A 17,829-nucleotide genomic window follows, 5' to 3' on the forward strand; every position below is an offset into this window, starting at 1 on the left:
CTTTCTTACACTATTTATGGTACTAAAAAGCACCCATCGAAAGATGGATGCAAGATTAATATGTATCCATCATACAAGCATTAGCACCTTGCCTCATGGTAGGTTGCTGAAGGGTCGATGAGCTTGTCTCTCGCCTTCTCTTTATGGTAATTTCATTTTATCACTTTTAAAAAGAAGGGTCAAAGGGAATTGCTTTTAAAATGAATAATTTAAAAATCTTAATTAAAGTTGAGGAAGTTGTAAGAAATTATGGCGTCATAAATTTTTATAAACCTGTAAAGATTTATGAGCTTGCAAAAATTTATAAAGTCATAAAAAATTACAAAGCTATAAAAAATTACAAAGTCATAAGACAAGATAGACTCATAAAAATTTATAAAGTCGTGAAAAGCTATGGGCTTATAAAAAATCCTTAAGTCATAAAAAAGGACAAAAAAAATTGCCGAGACGACCTCGGCGAGTAAAAGGAATTTAATTAAAAAAGTGTATTAAATAATCTGTTACCAGTTTATCATAGTAACACGAATAAGACAATAAGAAATTTAAAATATTTAATAAATTTATAAAACTTTTGATATAGAAGGGAATAAAATAATAAAAATTAATAAGAAAGAGGAGCTAAGTTGCTCCTCTGTGCTTTTGTAAAACTAGAATAAAAAAATTATTTTGCTTCTTTTGATAATTCTTGTGCTTTTGCTATGAAAGTTTTATAAAGGTTTAATGCATCTTTATTATTATCTTCCATTATCATTGCTTCTGGGTGGAATTGTAAGCCTAAGAAGTATTTTTTATCAGTTCTTCTTATTGCTTCGATAGTACCATCAGGAGCTTCTGCTAAAACTTCTAAATTTTTTCCTAAATCTTTAACTGCTTGGTGGTGCCAAGAGTTAACTTCTACGTTACCATTTTTTCCGAATCCTTCAGCTAAGATGTTGTCAGGAAATACATTTATTTCATGCTTCACAAAAACTTTTTTATTTGGATCTCTGTGAATTATGTCAGTTGGATGTTGTACCATTATATCTTGATATAATGTTCCACCCGATAAAACATTAGTAAGTTGCATTCCTCTGCAAGTTGCTAATGTAGGCTTATCTTCTTCTAACAAAGCCTTAAGTAAGAATACGTCGGAATCATCTCTTCTAGGATTAATTTCTTCTAAAGTAGGAATTGGTTCTTCGTTGTATAAAGCAGGATTTAAGTCATCGCCACCTGTTATGACAACGCCTTGAACATCTTTGATTTCTTCTTTAGCTTGGTCAAGAGATTTCATTTCATTAAGAAATACAACTTTTGCACCAGCTTTTCTTAAGGCGTCAGCATACATTTGAGTGTCTATATCTACCTTATCCTTTGAATCTTTATCAACTTCATCAGTTGACCAAGAAACTGCAATTGTAGGACCATCTGCATTAGCTTTTTTACTACAAGCTGTAAATACTAACATTGATACAAGTAAAAAAGATAAGTAGATAGATATTTTTTTAATGTTTAGTTTCTTCATGGTTTACTCCTCTCTAAAATATTGTTTTCTAGTTTTACACTTACAGTATATCGTTTTCATAGAAACAAGGCAATAAAAATTTTTTAAAATAAATTAGCAGACTACTTGCAAGAGTGCTAATGATGTTGTATAATTTAGATAGTCAAAGATAGTCAAACTAAATTTGACTATGATTTTTATTTTAATTTCACGGAAACGGAAACGGAAACGGAAATTAGATAAAGGTCTTAATTTTAAATCTATTTAATTAACTTCTATTATGTTGCAATATTTTTTATTGGGATATAATTAGAGTAAGATTAAATGTTTATATATATGAGGAGGTTACATTTTGAAATACAAAGATTATTATGAAATCCTTGGAGTTTCTAAAGATGCAGATGAAAAGGAGATAAAGAAGGCTTATAGGAAGCTTGCGAAAAAATATCATCCCGACGTCAACCAAGGCGACGAGGCAGCTGCAGAAAAGTTTAAGGAAGTCTCTGAGGCCTATGAGGTCTTGTCAGACCCCGACAAGAGAAAGAAATATGATACTTTCGGATCTAATTATGATTTTTCATCTGGCTATGATTTCGACCCTTCTCAATATGGTTACACTTATACCACAGGAGGAAGCGGTGCAGACTTCTCAGACTTCTTTGAAACTATTTTTGGTTCTTCTAAGTCTGGTGGCAATTTCTCTGGTGGCTTTAACTTAAATGACATCTTCGGAGATTTCTCTTCCAAGGGAAGAGGAAGGTCCCAAAAGAAGGCTAGAAATAAATTTGAATCTGAGCTTTCTATTTCTATTAAGGAGGCCTTTGAAGGTGTGACAAAGAATGTTTCTTTAACTTACAAGCAAAAGGAATATGATGTCGCTGTCAAGGTTCCTGCTGGAATCACTAGGGGCAAGAAGGTCAAGGTAAAAGGAGAAAAGTTTGGTCTTCCTGGCGATATCTTGTTCAAGATCAACATCAAGGATGAAAAAGATCTTGTCCTCGATGGGCTTGATGTTACAAGGACTGTTAACATTTATCCATGGGAAGCTGCTCTTGGATCTTCTAAGACTGTAGAGACTCTTAATGGTAAGTTAAAGTTAAAGATTCCTCAAGGTTTTGTTGGCGGCAACAAGATGAGGATTTCTTCTAAGGGCTTTAAGGACCTTAAGGGAAATGTGGGGGACCTTTATGTGGTCTTTAATATTGTAAATCCTAAGGACTTAACTGAAGAACAAGAAAAATTATATAAGGAATTAGAAAAATTAAGTAAATAACAATTTTTAATTGATTAAATATATTGAACAAATGAGGTGTTTATATGAATTTTGACAAATTTACTCAAAAATCCCTTGAAGCCGTTCAAGGTGCATATAATATTGCTAAGGAATACGGCAATCCAGAGGTAAAAGAAATTCACATCAACTATGCCCTCTTAAATGACAAGGAAGGCCTTATTCCTAGGGTCTTGACATATATGGACAAAAACCCTGATATGTTAAAAAGTGACGTCTTAAAGGTTATTGAAAGACTTCCAAAACAATCAGGTGCAGAAGTTTATGCCGACTCTTCTTATAGGGAACTTTTCCAAAAGGCAGAGGACTTTAAGAAGAAGATGGGTGATGATTACCTTTCTGTTGAACACATCTACCTTGCTCTTTTGAATATGAAGTGGACTGATTCTTCTTCTATCTTTAATAAGAACAAGATTGATGCGGATGGATTTTTAAATGCCCTTAAAAAAATCAGGGGCAACCAACACGTTACTACTGACAACCCAGAAGGAACTTACGACGCTCTTAAAAAGTATGGTCAAGATTTAACTGAACTTGCTCGTGAAGGCAAGCTTGACCCAGTTATTGGTCGTGACGAAGAAGTTCGTAACGTAATCAGGATTCTTTCTCGTAGGACTAAGAACAACCCAGTTCTAATTGGTCCTCCTGGAGTTGGTAAGACTGCCATTGCTGGTGGACTTGCTCAAAGAATTGTCTCTGAAGACGTGCCAGAAGGCTTAAAAAACAAAACTGTCTTTTCACTTGATATGGGGGCCCTAATTGCTGGTGCAAAATATCGTGGTGAATTTGAAGAAAGATTAAAGGCTGTTTTAAATGAAGTCTTAAAATCCAATGGAGATATAATTTTATTTATCGACGAAATCCACAATATTGTGGGAGCAGGCAAGACTGATGGTGCTATGGACGCATCTAACCTTTTAAAGCCAATGCTTGCTCGTGGTGAACTTCACGCTATTGGGGCAACAACTCTTGACGAGTACAGAAAGTACATCGAAAAGGACCCTGCCCTTGAAAGAAGATTCCAAAAGGTTATGGTAAAGGAACCAAGTGTTGAAGATACTATTGCAATCCTTCGTGGTCTAAAAGATAAATATGAAATCTACCACGGAATTAGGATCTCTGACTCAGCAGTTATAGCTGCGGCAACTTTATCTGACAGGTATATCACTGACAGGTTCTTGCCAGATAAGGCAATCGACCTAATGGACGAAGCTTGTGCAATGCTTAGGACAGAAATCGACTCAATGCCAACAGAAATTGACGAAGTTAGAAGAAAAATCTTGCAACTTGAAATTGAAAATCAAGCCCTTAAAAAGGAAACTGATGAGGCAAGTGCTGAAAGACTTAAAAAACTTCAAGAAGAACTTTCTGAAGAAAAGGCTGAGTTTGACAGATTAAAATCTAAGTGGGAAGCAGAAAAGAAGGAACTTGATTCCACAAAGGACATCAAGAAGAAAATCGAAGACACTAACCACGCAATAGAAGAAGCTGAAAGAAACTACGATCTTGAAAGGCTTTCTGAATTAAAATACGGAACTCTTCCAAAGTTAAAAGAAGAACTTGCAGCTAGAGAAAAAGCATCTACAAAAGACGAATCATCTATGGTGAAGGAAGAAGTCACAGAAGATGAAATCGCCTATGTAGTTAGCAGGTGGACAGGAATCCCTGTTGAAAAATTAAATAAGACTGAAAGAGATAAATTGTTAGGTCTTGAAGATATCCTCCACAAGAGGGTAATAGGTCAAGACAAGGCTATTGAACTTGTGTCAGACGCAGTTTTAAGAGCAAGAGCTGGACTTAAAGATAAAAACAAACCAATAGGTTCCTTTATCTTCTTAGGACCAACTGGAGTTGGTAAAACTGAAACAGCCAAGGCACTTACTGAAACACTTTTCGATGACGAGAGAAACCTAATAAGGATTGACATGTCCGAGTACATGGAAAAACATTCTGTGTCAAGACTTGTTGGATCCCCTCCAGGATATGTAGGATATGATGAAGGTGGACAACTTACTGAAGCAGTAAGGAGAAAACCATACTCAGTAATCCTCTTTGATGAAATCGAAAAGGCCCATCCAGATGTATTCAACATCTTGTTACAAGTTCTTGATGATGGTAGACTTACTGACAACCAAGGCAGGACTGTTGACTTTAAAAACACAGTTATTATAATGACATCAAACATTGGATCTCACTTCTTAATTGACGGCATCGATGAAGATGGCAAGATCAAAGAAGATGCGAGAGAAAATGTTATGGATGACTTGAGGGCATCCTTTAGGCCAGAATTCTTAAACAGGGTTGATGAAATTGTATTATTCAAACCACTTCAAAAGAGTGAAATCTATGGCATCATCAAACAAAGCATTGCCGAAGTTGAAAAGAGACTTGCAGATAGAGACATCCACATCGAAGTTACAGATGGAGCTTTGGAATTTATCTTGAATGCATCCTTTAGCCCACAATATGGTGCAAGACCTGTTAAGAGATACATCTCTCACAAGCTTGAAACTATTATTTCAAAGATGATAATTAGGGGCGACGTAATGGACGGCGACACAATTGTAGTTGAAGTAGAAGTAGACGACTTGTCTGTCAAAGTAAAATAAATTTAGGGGCTTGCTTAGGCAGGTCCTTTTTACTTGCAAAGAATTTATGATGAGGGTCTGTAGATTTTTAGAACTTGATTAATGAATAAAAATTCTTATTAAGTGAGGACTTAAATTTTTTTTCTTTTTATTACTTTTTTTGATAGAAAATTTTATTTCTGTAAAATTACAAATTATTAAGAAAAGATTAAATCCAATAAAAAGCTCTAAATTATCACTTTTTTATCACAAATAAGCTTTAAACTCAGTAACATAGTATGAAATAAGAGTATAAATATATTTTATATTTTTGATTTAGGAGGAAATTTTTATGAAACCATATAGCAAAAAATATTTAACACTTGCTCTAGCAGGAGTGCTAGCAGCATCAATCCCAGTATCTGCTTTTGCAGGTAAACCATCACCTAATCAAGGAGCAGCAAAACCAGCTACAGGCACTCCAGGTGCAACAACACAAGCACCAACACCAGGGTCAGCAACACTTGGAACAGGAAACCCAAACAATAAAGGCGAAACACAAGCACAACCTGGAGCAGAAAAACCAAAGGATAAACAAGATCCTGGAAATGTAGATCCAAATAAAGAAAAGAAAGAAACACCAGAAGAAAAGAAAGCAAGAGAAGATAAAGAAGCTAAAGAAAAGAAAGATAAAGAAGAAAGAGAAAAGAGAGAAGAAGAAAGAAGACAAAGAGAAAGACTTTCACTTTCAAACCTTAAATATGATGGAAAATATTTAACAGGATATACTTCATCAAATGCTGATATTTATATTAAACTAGCAAACTCAAGATATGGATACGGATTTTACTCTAGCTATGAAAGAATAGGTCAAGCTTACAGCAATGGAGACATTAAGATTAGTGTAAATCTTAAAGAAGGAGAAACTTACTTAGTAAAAGCTGTAGATGGTAGATATGAATCAGCAGAAAAAGAAATTAAAAACGACAACTACAGAAATATAAAGGGCACAAGAGTAGATGCTACTGATTTAAGTGCTTCTGGAAGTGTCCTAACAGGAAGAGTTAAGGGTCATGCCTTTGACTTTATCACAGTATATCTTGATGGAGAAAAACTTGGCACAGTTAGAGCTGACAAGGATGGAAAATTCACACTTACTCTAAGCAAAAGCATCAATGATAGTGATCTTAAAGATTTAAGATTCTACACAGATTCAAAAACTGTTGAAAACAAAAAATTCAAAGTTACAGAAGCCCTTGACGGACAAAAAGTTGTAAAGGGAACTGCAAATACTGATGATGAAATCACAGTTTACGATGCAAATGGCAATAAAATCTCCACAACTTATGTAAACAACGCAGGAGTATTTACAGCATATCTAAACAGAGCCCTAATAAATGGCGAAACAATTAAAATCGAAGCTAGAGATAAGGACAAAAACATCACTAAGATTGAATACAAGGTAACAAAGAATGCAGTAGAAGAAGTTAAGGCAATTGCTTACATCAAGGGCTATCCAGATGGAACATTTAAGCCACAAGCAAATGTAACAAGAGCAGAAGCAGCTCAAATGTTTGCTACCCTTCTAAATGGTGGAGCAAACTTTGGAACATCCCAAGCTACAAAATTTTCTGATGCAAGCAACGATTGGTACTCAAAGGCAATCAACTATGTTGTTGGTATGGGACTAATCTCTGGTTACCCTAATGGAACATTTAAACCAAATGAAAGCATAACAAGAGCAGAATTTGCACAAATGATTTCTGGCTACGTTAAAAAGAGAGCATAATTTGAACAAAAGCTTTCTAGCAGTTTTAAAAATGAAAAAGCTAGCACATCAGACTTCAAAGATGTTAAAGACCACTGGGCAAAGGATGCAATTGACAAACTTTATGGTAACAAAAATGTAACTGGTTATCCAGATGGAAGCTTCAAACCAAACGCAAAGATCACAAGAGCAGAAGCTGTTACAATCCTAAACTCTGTATTTAACAGAAATACAAACAAAAGCTCACTTAACAATGTGAACACTTCATCACTTAACAAGTTCTCTGACGTTAGTGAAGGCTTCTGGGCTTACTACAACATTCTTGATGCAGCAAACTCTCACAATAGAGAAAGACTAAACTCAACTTCTGAAGTTGACATGTGGAAATAAATAAAATTTTAAGGGCTCCCTGAGGGGAGCTTTTTTAGTAGGATAAATAGTGTAAGAAGGGAAGTAATTCCTATCTTGCACTATATTTTTTATTCAGAAATTTATTGCGGGATAATTCTTTATTAGTTAAAGGAAACTTGTAAGATTGTAAGACTTGATAACTTTATAAAAATTTAGTTTAGTAAAGAAAGCATTTGCTTGACTTTCGTTAAGTAATTGAACTATAATATCGTTAATAAAAATTTTCGCGAAGTAAATCATTATATTTATATCATATTAGTGTAAAATAATTTAGTATTTATAATTATATTGTTCCCTTTATTAAAATTTCATATACAAAATCTAAACAGAGAGGAGAGAGAGTTATGAAAAAGAAGTTAGATTTTAGGGGTGGAAGTTTTATGGCATTGATACCTTTCTTAATATTTATATCTGTTACAATTACATTATCTTTTATAAACGCAGCAGACTTAAATATGATGATAGGTGCAGGTGTAGTTGGTATCTTAGTGGGTATGTTATTTGCTAAGAATATTGAAGATTATTGGGATGTAATTTTGCAAGGATTAGGTTCCAAAGTTGGTGTTACTGCTGTAATGCTTTGGCTAGTAATAGGAATATATGGAAATATTCTTAAAAGTGGTCATATAGTTGAGGGGTTAGTATGGTTAAGTGTTAAACTAAAAATGAGTGGAGCTACATTCACTTTAGCAGCATTTGTTTTCTCGGCTTTATTTGCTATTGCAACTGGTTCAGGATTTGGCACTATATCAACTATGAGTTTTATTCTTTATCCAGCAGGAATACTTCTAGGTTCAAGCTCAGCAATTTTAGCAGGTGCTATTCTATCGGGAGCAGCTGTAGGGGATAATTTAGCTCCAGTATCTGATACAGCAATTATTGCAGCAACTACACAAGAATATCAATATAAAGATGGTGTTGCTGAAATAGGGCCGACTGTTAAGTTGCGTTTTCCTGTGGTTATTCTAGGATTTATTATTGCTGCAATTATGTTTTTTGTTTTAGGATCTAGTGGACAAGGAGCTATTGACCCAGGTGAAGCGGCTAAATTATTAAGTCAATATCAAATACCAAAAGGGTTATTTTTATTAATTCCAACAATTATAGTTATACTTTTATCAGTTAATGGTAAAAATATTTTTGCTTGTTTAAGTGTTGGTATAGTAGTAGCTATTGCTATAGGTCTTGTATTTGGTCTATTTGACTTATCAGCATTAATTAGTATAAAAGACGGTGTTATTTCAGGAGCAATACCTGATGGTGTCGGTGGAATGTTAAATGTTTCAATTTTACTATTAATAGTTGTATCTATGGGGGAATTGTTAGTTGCTAGTGGATGTATGGATGCTGTTGTAGATTGGCTTACAAACTCAGTAATAAAAACACCTAGAGGATCAGAAATAGCAATATTCTCTTTAGTAACAATATTTGGAATATTAATTGCTGCAATTAATACAATTGCAAATATATGTGTTGCTCCATTTGTTAATGCGATTGGCAAAAAAAGTGATCTACATCCATATCGTAGAGCAAATATATTAGCCACAACAATTTGTTCATTCCCATTCTTTTTACCTTATGGTGGATGCGTTCTATTATTATTAGGTGGACTTTCTTCTATGAAAGGTACATACGGATTCCTACCTGATCTAAAGGCAACAGATATGATATTTACTGCATTTTATCCATGGGTTATTTGGGTGTTGACTTTAATCCTATGTATTACTGGCAAAGGAAGAATATTTGAAGAAAAAGAAAAATAAAAGAAAAGGTTGGTACAACTTAATCGAAGGGAGAGAATTATGGAAAAATTAACTAATTTAATAAAAATGGATATGGTTCCAGCATTAGGCGTTACTGAACCAGGAGCTATAGCTTTTGCTTGCTCTAAGGCTAGGAGTTATACAAAAGGAGAAATAAAATCAGTCCTAGTTTCAATGAACTCTGGAATGTATAAAAACGCTTTTACTTGTGGAATACCTAATTCTGAAGAAGTTGGAAATATATTTTCGGCAGCTTTAGGAGTAGTAGCAGGCAATCCAGAAAAAGGCTTAGAATCTCTTTCAGATGTTACTCCTGAAGATAATGAAGTAGCTAAAAAATTAGTAGATGAAGGGAAAATTGGTGTAAAACTATCTGGCATTACTTCTAGGATTTTCATTGAAGCTACTGTTGAAACTGATACAGACAAGTGTATAGTTACAATTGAAGATAAACACACAAATATAGTAAAAATTGAATTGAATGGAGAAGTAATATTTGAAGCAGAAAGAAATCATCACACAGAAGAAGAGGGTGACAATGAAACTCCATTAATTTTAAAATATACGCTAAAAGAGATCTTAGAATATGTTAATAATGTTCCATACGAAGAAATAGAGTTTATCAATGAAGCATTTAAAGTTAATTATGAGCTTTTTGAAGAAGGATTGAATAGTCCTAAAACAACTTTTGCAAGACAGTTAAAGAAAATGAATAATGATGAAATTTTCTCTGACAATGAATTGAAAACAGCTCAACTTTTATGTAATGGTGCAATAGAAGCTAGGGTAATTGGATTAGATAAACCAGCTATGAGTATTACAGGATCAGGGGCCCACGGTATTATTGCAACAATGCCATTATACGCTTCATACAAAATCAGAAACCTTCCAAAAGAAAAATTGATTAGAGCTACAGCTTTAAGTTATTTAATCTGTATGTATATTAAAGAATATTCTGGAAGATTATCAGCTTTCTGTGGATGTGCTATAGCAGCAGGAACAGGTATGGCTTGTGGACTAGCTTATTTAAGAGATGGAAATCTTGAGACAATGGAATATGTTATTAATAATATGGCTTCTAGTATAACAGGTATGATTTGTGATGGTGGAAATCAAGGATGTACTATGAAGGGAATAGCAGCAGTTTCAGCAGCATTTGATTCTTGTGAGCTTGCCCTAAATGGAGTTCATATTAATAAAGTTCATGGTATAAATGGAGATACACCAGAAGAAACAATGAAAAATATGGGAACAATAGCTTCACCTGGAATGATTGGAACTGAAAAAACAATTGTAGATATTTTTCAAGAGAAAATTGAAAAATAATTTTAATTATTAGAGTTTTAGAATAAAGGGAATAAAAACGACTCATCTATTAATATAAGGATGGGTCGTTTATTTATTACAATGATATAAAAAGGGAAGTAAAATACAAAATATAAGTACTAAAAATTAGTCAAAAAATAAAACTTTTGTGACTAATTTTTCCATTCTTTTAGATTTTCTTCCAGGAGCAATAATATTCATATTTTCTTGAAACCGGTATTTGATGATATCAAAAACTTTAAATAAATATTTTAAAGTTTTGTATTTAATATTTACCTAATATCAGTTTCATTAAATTCATTAAAATAATGCGGAACTTGTAGCTTTATTTCATCGAAAATACTATGTAACTCTATTTTATTTATGATAATTTTGTTCTCGTTTGTTTCTTTATCATGTTGTACAAATAAATCTATTTCACCAGGATTAGTTAACTGAAAACCCTTAAGCAATGTTTTTGGTTTAGAGTTTTTTAACAAAGTAAATCCCAATGTGAAGCTTGTATTTGCTGTGGCAATAGAACAAAGTATGTTGTTTTTTTCAAAGTTTTCTTCTATTTGCATATCGTTTATTAAGAGAGGCATATTCATAGCTTCGCTTAATATTTTAATTTTTCTTCTAACAGAACCCTTTTGTTGTTTAGAATTTATTTCAAAGTCATTTTCTTGTAATGTTCCACTAAAACATTTATCGAAAAACATATTTGGTGATAGTCGAGTATTTAATCCCGTTAAATGTAAATAATTATCTTTTTTTGCTGTAATTGTATAAAATGAAGCGTTGGTAAATGATTTGGAATATATTAAAAATTCTTTTTTTATAAAATTTTTATAATAAATTTTTGAACAATCTATTATTGTATTTTTTACTCTTTCTTTAAATGTTGTAATCATAAAATTCCTTTTCATAAAAATAGAGAATGCCATAGGACATTCTCTATTTCGGGTTTTTCACAGTTTCCCACTCTGCAATGGATATGGGTTTTAGAACTCCAGTCCGTTCGTCTAAAGCAAAGTTAAAACTTACTTTGTATTTAAAGTTTATCATAATAAACGAAAATGTCAAGTTTGTTATACTAGTAAATAGCACAAAAAAAGTTTTATAATTATTTTTCAAGAAAATGAAAATTGTCCTTGACTTTTAAAAATCTCCTTTATATAATTGATGAAACAATTAAATAAATTGTATTGAAAAATACGATAGAGGCGCGGGATTTATCAGTAATCTTTCAGAGCAAGACCATGCAGTGAAGGGAGATGAAAGGAAATTTCGCCGAAGTGTATTATTGGTAACAGATAATATGCTGGGCATGCAAATAATATTTGTATGACTGTCACGTTTTAGTGGGGAGCTATCTAAGGTTAAATACTTTGTCTTTACATATTTAGACATTTTAACAGTTTGGTTTTCCCAAACTGTTTTTTTATTACTTTTTGATAGTTACCGAAGAATTTTACGGAGGTATATCATGAATTTAAGAAGAAACGCAAGAAGATTATTACTTATTGGAGCTATGGCAGGAACAATGCTTTTAACAGCTTGTAACCCAAAGGGTGATGGAGGTTCAGCTGCAGCACCAGCTGACTCAGACACATTAAGGGTTGGTATGGAATGTGACTACGCTCCTTTTAACTGGACACAAACTGGTGAAGAGCATGGCTACAAAATTGCAACAGGTGGATACGCTGGTGGATATGACGTTGAAATCGCAAAGAAAATTGCTGAATCAATGAACAAAAAACTTGAAATTGTAAAAACTGAATGGAATGGTCTTACTCCAGCTATTACATCTGGAAAAATTGACCTTATTATAGCTGGTATGAGCCCAACTGCAGAAAGAAAGGAAACTCTTGACTTCTCAGACACTTATTACACATCAGACCTTGTAATTGTTGTTAAAAAGGATTCTCCTTATGCCAATGCAAAGAGCATAAATGATTTTAAGGGAGCAAATATCACTGGTCAACTTAACACTTTCCACTATGATGTTATTGATCAAATGGAAGGCGTAAATAAATCAACTGCTCTTGAAACTTTCCCAGCAATGATTGTTGCTCTAAGAAGTGGAAAGATTGACGGATATGTTTCTGAAAGACCAGGAGCCTTATCAGCAGTAGCAGCAAATAAGGACTTAACTTTTGTTGAATTTGCTGACGGCAAGGGATTCAAAACTTCTGTTGAAGATACATCAATTGCAGTAGGAGTTAAAAAGGGCAACAAGGAACTTCTTGATAAGGTAAACGCAGCTCTTTCAAAAATTTCTGAAGATGAAAGACAAAAAATAATGGAAGAAGCTGTGGCTAACCAACCACTAGGTGAATAAGATATAGGAGATAAATATGCCAAGTAGTTTTTTTGGATGGATTGGATTTTTATTAAAAGAATATGGCCCCCTCTTTGTTGAGGGGACTATTAATACAATTATAATTGCCGTTGTTGGTACTTTAATTGGTTTTTTAATAGGTCTTTTAATTGCAATAGTAAGAACAACAAAAGTAAATAAAAAGTCATCTGCCTTTAAGAGGGTGGGCCTAAAGATTTTAAATGTTATAATTAGCGTTTATATTCAAGTTATTAGGGGAACTCCAATGATGGTACAGGCTATGATGTTTTATTATGGATCCCTTCAATATTTTAATTTGAATATGGCAGCTATGCCTTCAGCCCTAATTATAGTTTCTGTCAACACAGGAGCTTATATGGCAGAGATAATAAGGGGTGGAATTATCTCTGTAGACAAGGGACAAACTGAAGGAGCCCTATCTATAGGAATGACTCACTGGCAAACAATGACAGAAGTTGTTCTTCCTCAAGCTGTGAGAAATATTATCCCATCAGTGGGCAATGAATTTATTGTAAACATCAAGGACTCTTCAGTTCTTAATGTTATTTCTGTTTCAGAATTATTCTTCATTTCAAAGTCAGCTGCAGGAACTTATCTTAGATACTTCGAAGTTTTCTTTATAACAGCTCTTATTTATTTAGTCCTAACAATAAGTGTGAGTCAAGTAATGAAACTTGTTGAAAAGAAATTAGACGGAGATGGAACTTATAAGATTTACGGGTCTCAATCAACAGCAGAAGTTATAGAAGTAAAGGAAGAGGTGTGAGATGGTGGGCATTTTTGAAATAGAAAACTTGGAAAAAAGTTTTGGAGAAAATGAAGTTTTAAAGGGAATAAATTTTACAGTCCAAAAGGGCGAAGTTGTTTCAATAATTGGTTCATCTGGGTCAGGTAAGTCAACTCTTTTAAGGTGTATCAACCTCTTAGAGGAAGCAGACTCTGGTGAAATAAGATACCATGGAGAGAACATGTTAGAAGAAAAATCTTCTATTAATGATTACAGGACTAAGGTGGGAATGGTTTTTCAATCCTTTAACTTATTTAACAATATGACTGTTCTTGAAAACTGTGTAATAGGACAAGTTAAGGTCCTAAAGAGGTCTCGTGATGAGGCAGTTAAGATAGCAGACAAGTTCCTTGAAAAAGTTGGAATGTATCCCTTTAGGGACGCAAGGCCAATGTCCCTATCTGGTGGACAAAAGCAAAGGGTGGCAATAGCAAGGTCCCTTGCCATGAACCCAGAAGTTCTACTTTTTGATGAACCAACATCAGCTCTTGACCCAGAGATGGTTAAGGAAGTCCTAAATGTTATGAGGGACTTGGCAGAAGAAGGTCTTACAATGCTTGTTGTAACTCACGAGATGGGCTTCGCAAGAGACGTATCCAACAGGGTTCTCTTTATGGACAAGGGAGTCATAGCAGAAGACGAAGACTCAAAAGAATTTTTCACAAATCCAAAGACACAAAGGGCAAAGGAATTCTTGTCCATGGTTTTATAAAAATGAGGCTCGAGAGGGCCTTTATTTTTTGACTTTTTTTGGTCTTGTCGCTTGCATTAAAAAATTTTGAAAGTCTCATAGCTATTAATTTTTATAATGACTTTTCTCTATAAAAGTTTACAAAAAAATAGCAGCCAATCAATGACTGCTATCTTACATACTATTAACTTATAAAGTCTTACCAAATATTGAGTAGGTGTTGCATAAACAAGCTGACAAAAATAATTCCTATCCAGCAAAGGGCTCCTTCGATGATTGCCTTGCCACCTTGAGAAATTAATTTTTTGATATCAGTGTTAAGACCAATTGCTGACATTGCCATGATAATAAAGAACTTTGACAAGAACTTCATTGATGACAAGAAGGCGTCAGGTAGTGGAAGGAAAGTTGTGATAATTGATGCAAGAAGGAAGAACAAAATAAAAGTTGGGAAAGTTTTTAGGACGCTAACCTTTTCGGTGCTTTCCTTTGATTTGATGATGCCAAGTCCAAGAGTGATTGGGATAATGGCAAGAGTTCTTGTTAGCTTAACAATTGTTGCGTAGTTAAGAGCTGTGTCGTCATTAAACATTGTGGACCAAGTTCCACTTGCAGCAACAACAGAAGATGTATCATTTATGGCAGTACCTGCCCACATGCCAAAGCCTGTGTGAGTCATGCCAAGCTTAACCCCAAGAGTTGGGAAGATAATAGCGGCGATGATGTTAAACAAAAATATAACAGAAATTGAAGTTGCAACATCTTCGTCCTTTGCATTAATAACAGGTGCAGTTGCAGCAATAGCAGATCCACCACAAATTGATGAGCCAACACCAACAAGAGTTGCAATGTTGGTATCAATCTTAAGAATTTTTGCAACAACAAAGGAAATAATTAAGGCAGTAGAAATTGTTGAGAGAATAATTAGAAGTGATGACTGACCAACAACAATTATTTCACTAAGATTTAGTCCAAAACCCAAGAGAATTACAGCGTATTGCAAAACTTTCTTAGATGTGAATTTAATTCCGGCTTCAAAGGACGCAGGTCTTTTAAAATTATTTAAAATGATTCCAAGTAGGATACCAAAGACTGGTCCGCCAACAAGTGGGAAGCTCTTGCCCAAGAAGTAGGCAACAAGACCAATAAGACCAGAGAAGATTAGGCCCTTAAGTATGTTTTTATTCATAAAAACCTCCTGATTAAAAATTATTTATAAAAAATTTATGAAACAATTATCTATTATACAACAAGATAGAAATTTTATCAGAAAAATTTATTATTTATAGCTAAGTGAAAGTTGATAAATTAGAGGGTGAAATTGATTTTATGATCTTATTCAGTTATAATTATTTTAATATATGTAGAAATTTATCGGAATATTGACAGATTATGCCAAGGCCTTATCCCAGTGGATTGGGTTTTTTTATGGAGGTTTTATGAGTAATAAAAAATTTTATGTTACAACGCCAATTTACTATCCAAGTGATAATCTTCACATTGGTCACACTTATTGTACTGTGGCAGTTGATTGCGTTAAGAGATTTAAGACAATGCAAGGCTATGATGTTTTCTTTACTACTGGTACTGATGAACACGGTCAAAAGATAGAAGATAAGGCTAAGGAATTTGGCATGGAGCCAAAGGCTTATGTTGATGGAATTGTTAAGAACATCAAAAAGCTTTGGTCAATTATGGATATTGATTACGATTATTTTGTTAGGTCAACTGATGAGGACCACGAAAGGGACGTCCAAGAAATTTTCCAAAAACTTTATGACAAGGGTGACATCTACAAGGGTGAATACAAGGGCTACTATTGTAAGCCTTGTGAGTCTTTCTGGACTGAAGCACAACTAGAAGAGGGGCACACTTGTCCTGACTGTGGCAGACCAACTGAACTTACTAACGAAGAGTCTTACTTCTTTAGACTTTCTAAGTATAAGGACAAGCTTTTAAAATATTATGAAGACCATCCAGAATTTATTGAGCCAGCCTTTAGAAAAAATGAAATGGTTAAAAACTTCTTTGAAGGCGAAGGTGGGCTTGAAGATCTTTCTGTTTCAAGATCAACTTTTGACTGGGGAGTTAAGGTTCCCTTTGATCCTAAACACGTTGTCTACGTTTGGATTGATGCCCTAACTTGCTACTTAACTGCAATTGGTTATGGAACTGATAAAGAAAAGTTTAACGACTTTTGGCCAGCTGGTGTCCATTTTGTTGGAAAGGAAATCATAAGATTCCACGTTATTATTTGGCCAGCAATTTTAATGGCCCTTGACCTACCTCTACCTGACAAGGTATTTGGTCACGGCTGGATTCTATTTGACAATGACAAGATGAGTAAGTCTAAGGGAAATGTTATTTATCCTGAACCAATAATAAAGCTTTATGGAGTTGACGCTCTTAAGTACTTCCTACTTCGTGAATTCTCCTTTGGTTCTGACGGATCCTTTAACATAGAAAAGTTTATGCAAAGACTTAACTCTGACTTGGCTAACGACCTTGGCAACCTACTTTCAAGAACTGTTTCTATGATTGGCAAGTACAACGACGGAGTTATCAAAGATATGGGCGTAAGAGAAGATGTTGATGATGATTTAGAAAATCTTGCAGTGTCTGTTGTAGATAATGTTGAAAAAGCAATGGAACACTACGAATTTTCCGTTGCCCTAGAAGCAATTTGGAAGCTAATTAGGAGAACTAACAAGTATGTTGACGAAACTGAACCTTGGAAGCTTGCAAAGGATGATGACAAGAAGGACAGACTAAACACTGTTTTATATAACTTGGCAGAAAGTTTGAGAATTGTTTCTGTTTTAATTTATCCCTTCATTAAGGAAACTTCTCTAAAGATTAGGGAACAACTTGGTCTTGATGAAAAAGTGAGCTGGGATGATTCAAGAGTATTTGGCCTACTTCCTGATGACACTAGGGTTAAAAAGGGAGAAGTTATCTTCCCAAGACTTGACATTGAAGCGGAAATCGAAAGATTTAACGAAGAAAACACAGCCCTACTAGAGTCAAGAATTATGAAGGAAAAGAAGGAAGAAAAAGAAGATATAAAAGAAGAAATTACTATAGATGATTTTGACAAACTTGATATAAGGGTAGCTGAAGTTCTTGATGTAGAGGACCATCCAAAGGCTGACAAACTTTTTGTATTAAAATTAAAAGTTGGCGATATGGAAAGGCAAGTTGTATCTGGCATCAAGGACCATTACAAGAAAGAAGATTTAATTGGCAAGAAGGTATTAATGATTGTAAACCTAAAGCCAATTAAGTTAAGAGGAGTTGAATCCAAGGGAATGATTCTTGCAGCAGAAGATGATGAAAAGAATCTAAGCCTTGCATCAATTTTAGCAGACCTTAAATCAGGAGCAAAAGTTAGATAGGAG

General features: G+C 34.1%; 13 protein-coding genes, 1 pseudogene and 2 riboswitches. Of the genes and pseudogenes, 11 read left to right on the forward strand and 3 right to left on the reverse strand.

Features of this window, described 5'->3' with window-relative positions:
- Positions 1–63: 63 nt before the first annotated feature.
- A riboswitch (SAM riboswitch) is annotated at positions 64–150 on the reverse strand.
- 511 nt (positions 151–661) lie between these two features.
- The gene (locus HMPREF1864_RS08120) at positions 662–1,504 is read right to left on the reverse strand and encodes a gamma-glutamyl-gamma-aminobutyrate hydrolase family protein (RefSeq protein WP_062572284.1); all 843 of its coding nucleotides are present in this window, start codon (positions 1,502–1,504) and stop codon (positions 662–664) included.
- Between the two features lie 331 nt (positions 1,505–1,835).
- Here HMPREF1864_RS08120 and HMPREF1864_RS08125 point away from each other — a divergent pair, with 331 nt between their 5' ends.
- The 7 genes and pseudogenes from HMPREF1864_RS08125 (at position 1,836) to HMPREF1864_RS08145 (ending at position 10,609) form a co-directional block, all read left to right on the forward strand.
- Positions 1,836–2,756 carry a DnaJ domain-containing protein gene (locus HMPREF1864_RS08125; RefSeq protein WP_062572285.1) on the forward strand — a complete coding sequence of 307 codons (921 nt, stop codon included), beginning with the start codon at positions 1,836–1,838 and terminating at the stop codon, positions 2,754–2,756.
- A 44-nt stretch (positions 2,757–2,800) separates the two neighbouring features.
- Positions 2,801–5,383: an ATP-dependent chaperone ClpB gene (gene clpB, locus HMPREF1864_RS08130; protein ID WP_062572286.1), complete on the forward strand. Its 2,583-nt coding sequence runs from the start codon at positions 2,801–2,803 to the stop codon at positions 5,381–5,383.
- A 310-nt stretch (positions 5,384–5,693) separates the two neighbouring features.
- Positions 5,694–7,130, forward strand: coding sequence for an S-layer homology domain-containing protein (locus HMPREF1864_RS08135; RefSeq protein WP_231723522.1), 1,437 nt, complete (start codon positions 5,694–5,696; stop codon positions 7,128–7,130).
- A gap of 66 nt (positions 7,131–7,196) precedes the next feature.
- Positions 7,197–7,295, forward strand: a pseudogene (locus HMPREF1864_RS08775) (S-layer homology domain-containing protein); the annotation flags it as partial.
- A gap of 69 nt (positions 7,296–7,364) precedes the next feature.
- Positions 7,365–7,499 (forward strand): hypothetical protein, encoded by a 135-nt coding sequence (locus tag HMPREF1864_RS08780; RefSeq protein WP_255353777.1) that lies wholly within the window; start codon positions 7,365–7,367, stop codon positions 7,497–7,499.
- Between the two features lie 365 nt (positions 7,500–7,864).
- On the forward strand, positions 7,865–9,283 hold the full coding sequence (locus HMPREF1864_RS08140) for a Na+/H+ antiporter NhaC family protein (protein WP_062572287.1): 1,419 nt from the start codon (positions 7,865–7,867) through the stop codon (positions 9,281–9,283).
- 39 nt (positions 9,284–9,322) lie between these two features.
- Positions 9,323–10,609 (forward strand): L-cysteine desulfidase family protein, encoded by a 1,287-nt coding sequence (locus HMPREF1864_RS08145; protein WP_062572288.1) that lies wholly within the window; start codon positions 9,323–9,325, stop codon positions 10,607–10,609.
- 272 nt (positions 10,610–10,881) lie between these two features.
- Here HMPREF1864_RS08145 and HMPREF1864_RS08150 read toward each other — a convergent pair whose 3' ends face one another.
- Positions 10,882–11,502, reverse strand: a complete 621-nt coding sequence (locus tag HMPREF1864_RS08150; protein ID WP_135100539.1) for a PBECR4 domain-containing protein — start codon at positions 11,500–11,502, stop codon at positions 10,882–10,884.
- A gap of 299 nt (positions 11,503–11,801) precedes the next feature.
- Positions 11,802–11,971, forward strand: a riboswitch (Lysine riboswitch).
- A gap of 106 nt (positions 11,972–12,077) precedes the next feature.
- Here HMPREF1864_RS08150 and HMPREF1864_RS08155 point away from each other — a divergent pair.
- Genes HMPREF1864_RS08155 through HMPREF1864_RS08165 form a run of 3 tightly spaced genes read left to right on the forward strand, consistent with a single transcriptional unit; the run spans position 12,078 to position 14,452 of the window.
- Positions 12,078–12,932, forward strand: a complete 855-nt coding sequence (locus tag HMPREF1864_RS08155) for a transporter substrate-binding domain-containing protein (RefSeq protein ID WP_062572290.1) — start codon at positions 12,078–12,080, stop codon at positions 12,930–12,932.
- A 16-nt stretch (positions 12,933–12,948) separates the two neighbouring features.
- A complete protein-coding gene (locus HMPREF1864_RS08160; protein WP_062572291.1) occupies positions 12,949–13,719 on the forward strand; it encodes an amino acid ABC transporter permease in 771 nt (256 codons plus the stop codon).
- A 1-nt stretch (position 13,720) separates the two neighbouring features.
- Entirely contained in the window at positions 13,721–14,452 is a 732-nt protein-coding gene (locus tag HMPREF1864_RS08165) for an amino acid ABC transporter ATP-binding protein (protein WP_062572292.1), read from the forward strand.
- A 178-nt stretch (positions 14,453–14,630) separates the two neighbouring features.
- Here the strand turns inward: HMPREF1864_RS08165 and HMPREF1864_RS08170 are convergent, their stop codons facing one another.
- Positions 14,631–15,620: a YeiH family protein gene (locus HMPREF1864_RS08170; RefSeq protein ID WP_062572293.1), complete on the reverse strand. Its 990-nt coding sequence runs from the start codon at positions 15,618–15,620 to the stop codon at positions 14,631–14,633.
- A gap of 250 nt (positions 15,621–15,870) precedes the next feature.
- Between HMPREF1864_RS08170 and metG the strand changes: the two genes are divergently transcribed.
- Positions 15,871–17,826, forward strand: coding sequence for a methionine--tRNA ligase (metG, locus tag HMPREF1864_RS08175; protein ID WP_062572294.1), 1,956 nt, complete (start codon positions 15,871–15,873; stop codon positions 17,824–17,826).
- Positions 17,827–17,829: the final 3 nt, after the last annotated feature.

This window comes from Peptoniphilus sp. DNF00840 (genome assembly GCF_001553125.1).
Taxonomy (GTDB): Bacteria; Bacillota; Clostridia; order Tissierellales; family Peptoniphilaceae; genus Peptoniphilus_A; species Peptoniphilus_A vaginalis.

Excerpts from the sequence above, each read along its gene's own strand:
- HMPREF1864_RS08120 (WP_062572284.1), bottom strand. The coding sequence starts at position 1,504 with ATGAAGAAACTAAACATTAAAAAAATATCTATCTACTTATCTTTTTTA.
- clpB (WP_062572286.1), top strand. The coding sequence starts at position 2,801 with ATGAATTTTGACAAATTTACTCAAAAATCCCTTGAAGCCGTTCAAGGT.
- HMPREF1864_RS08150 (WP_135100539.1), bottom strand. The coding sequence starts at position 11,502 with ATGATTACAACATTTAAAGAAAGAGTAAAAAATACAATAATAGATTGT.
- HMPREF1864_RS08135 (WP_231723522.1), top strand. The coding sequence starts at position 5,694 with ATGAAACCATATAGCAAAAAATATTTAACACTTGCTCTAGCAGGAGTG.
- HMPREF1864_RS08160 (WP_062572291.1), top strand. The coding sequence starts at position 12,949 with ATGCCAAGTAGTTTTTTTGGATGGATTGGATTTTTATTAAAAGAATAT.
- HMPREF1864_RS08170 (WP_062572293.1), bottom strand. The coding sequence starts at position 15,620 with ATGAATAAAAACATACTTAAGGGCCTAATCTTCTCTGGTCTTATTGGT.
- HMPREF1864_RS08155 (WP_062572290.1), top strand. The coding sequence starts at position 12,078 with ATGAATTTAAGAAGAAACGCAAGAAGATTATTACTTATTGGAGCTATG.
- HMPREF1864_RS08145 (WP_062572288.1), top strand. The coding sequence starts at position 9,323 with ATGGAAAAATTAACTAATTTAATAAAAATGGATATGGTTCCAGCATTA.
- metG (WP_062572294.1), top strand. The coding sequence starts at position 15,871 with ATGAGTAATAAAAAATTTTATGTTACAACGCCAATTTACTATCCAAGT.
- HMPREF1864_RS08165 (WP_062572292.1), top strand. The coding sequence starts at position 13,721 with ATGGTGGGCATTTTTGAAATAGAAAACTTGGAAAAAAGTTTTGGAGAA.
- HMPREF1864_RS08140 (WP_062572287.1), top strand. The coding sequence starts at position 7,865 with ATGAAAAAGAAGTTAGATTTTAGGGGTGGAAGTTTTATGGCATTGATA.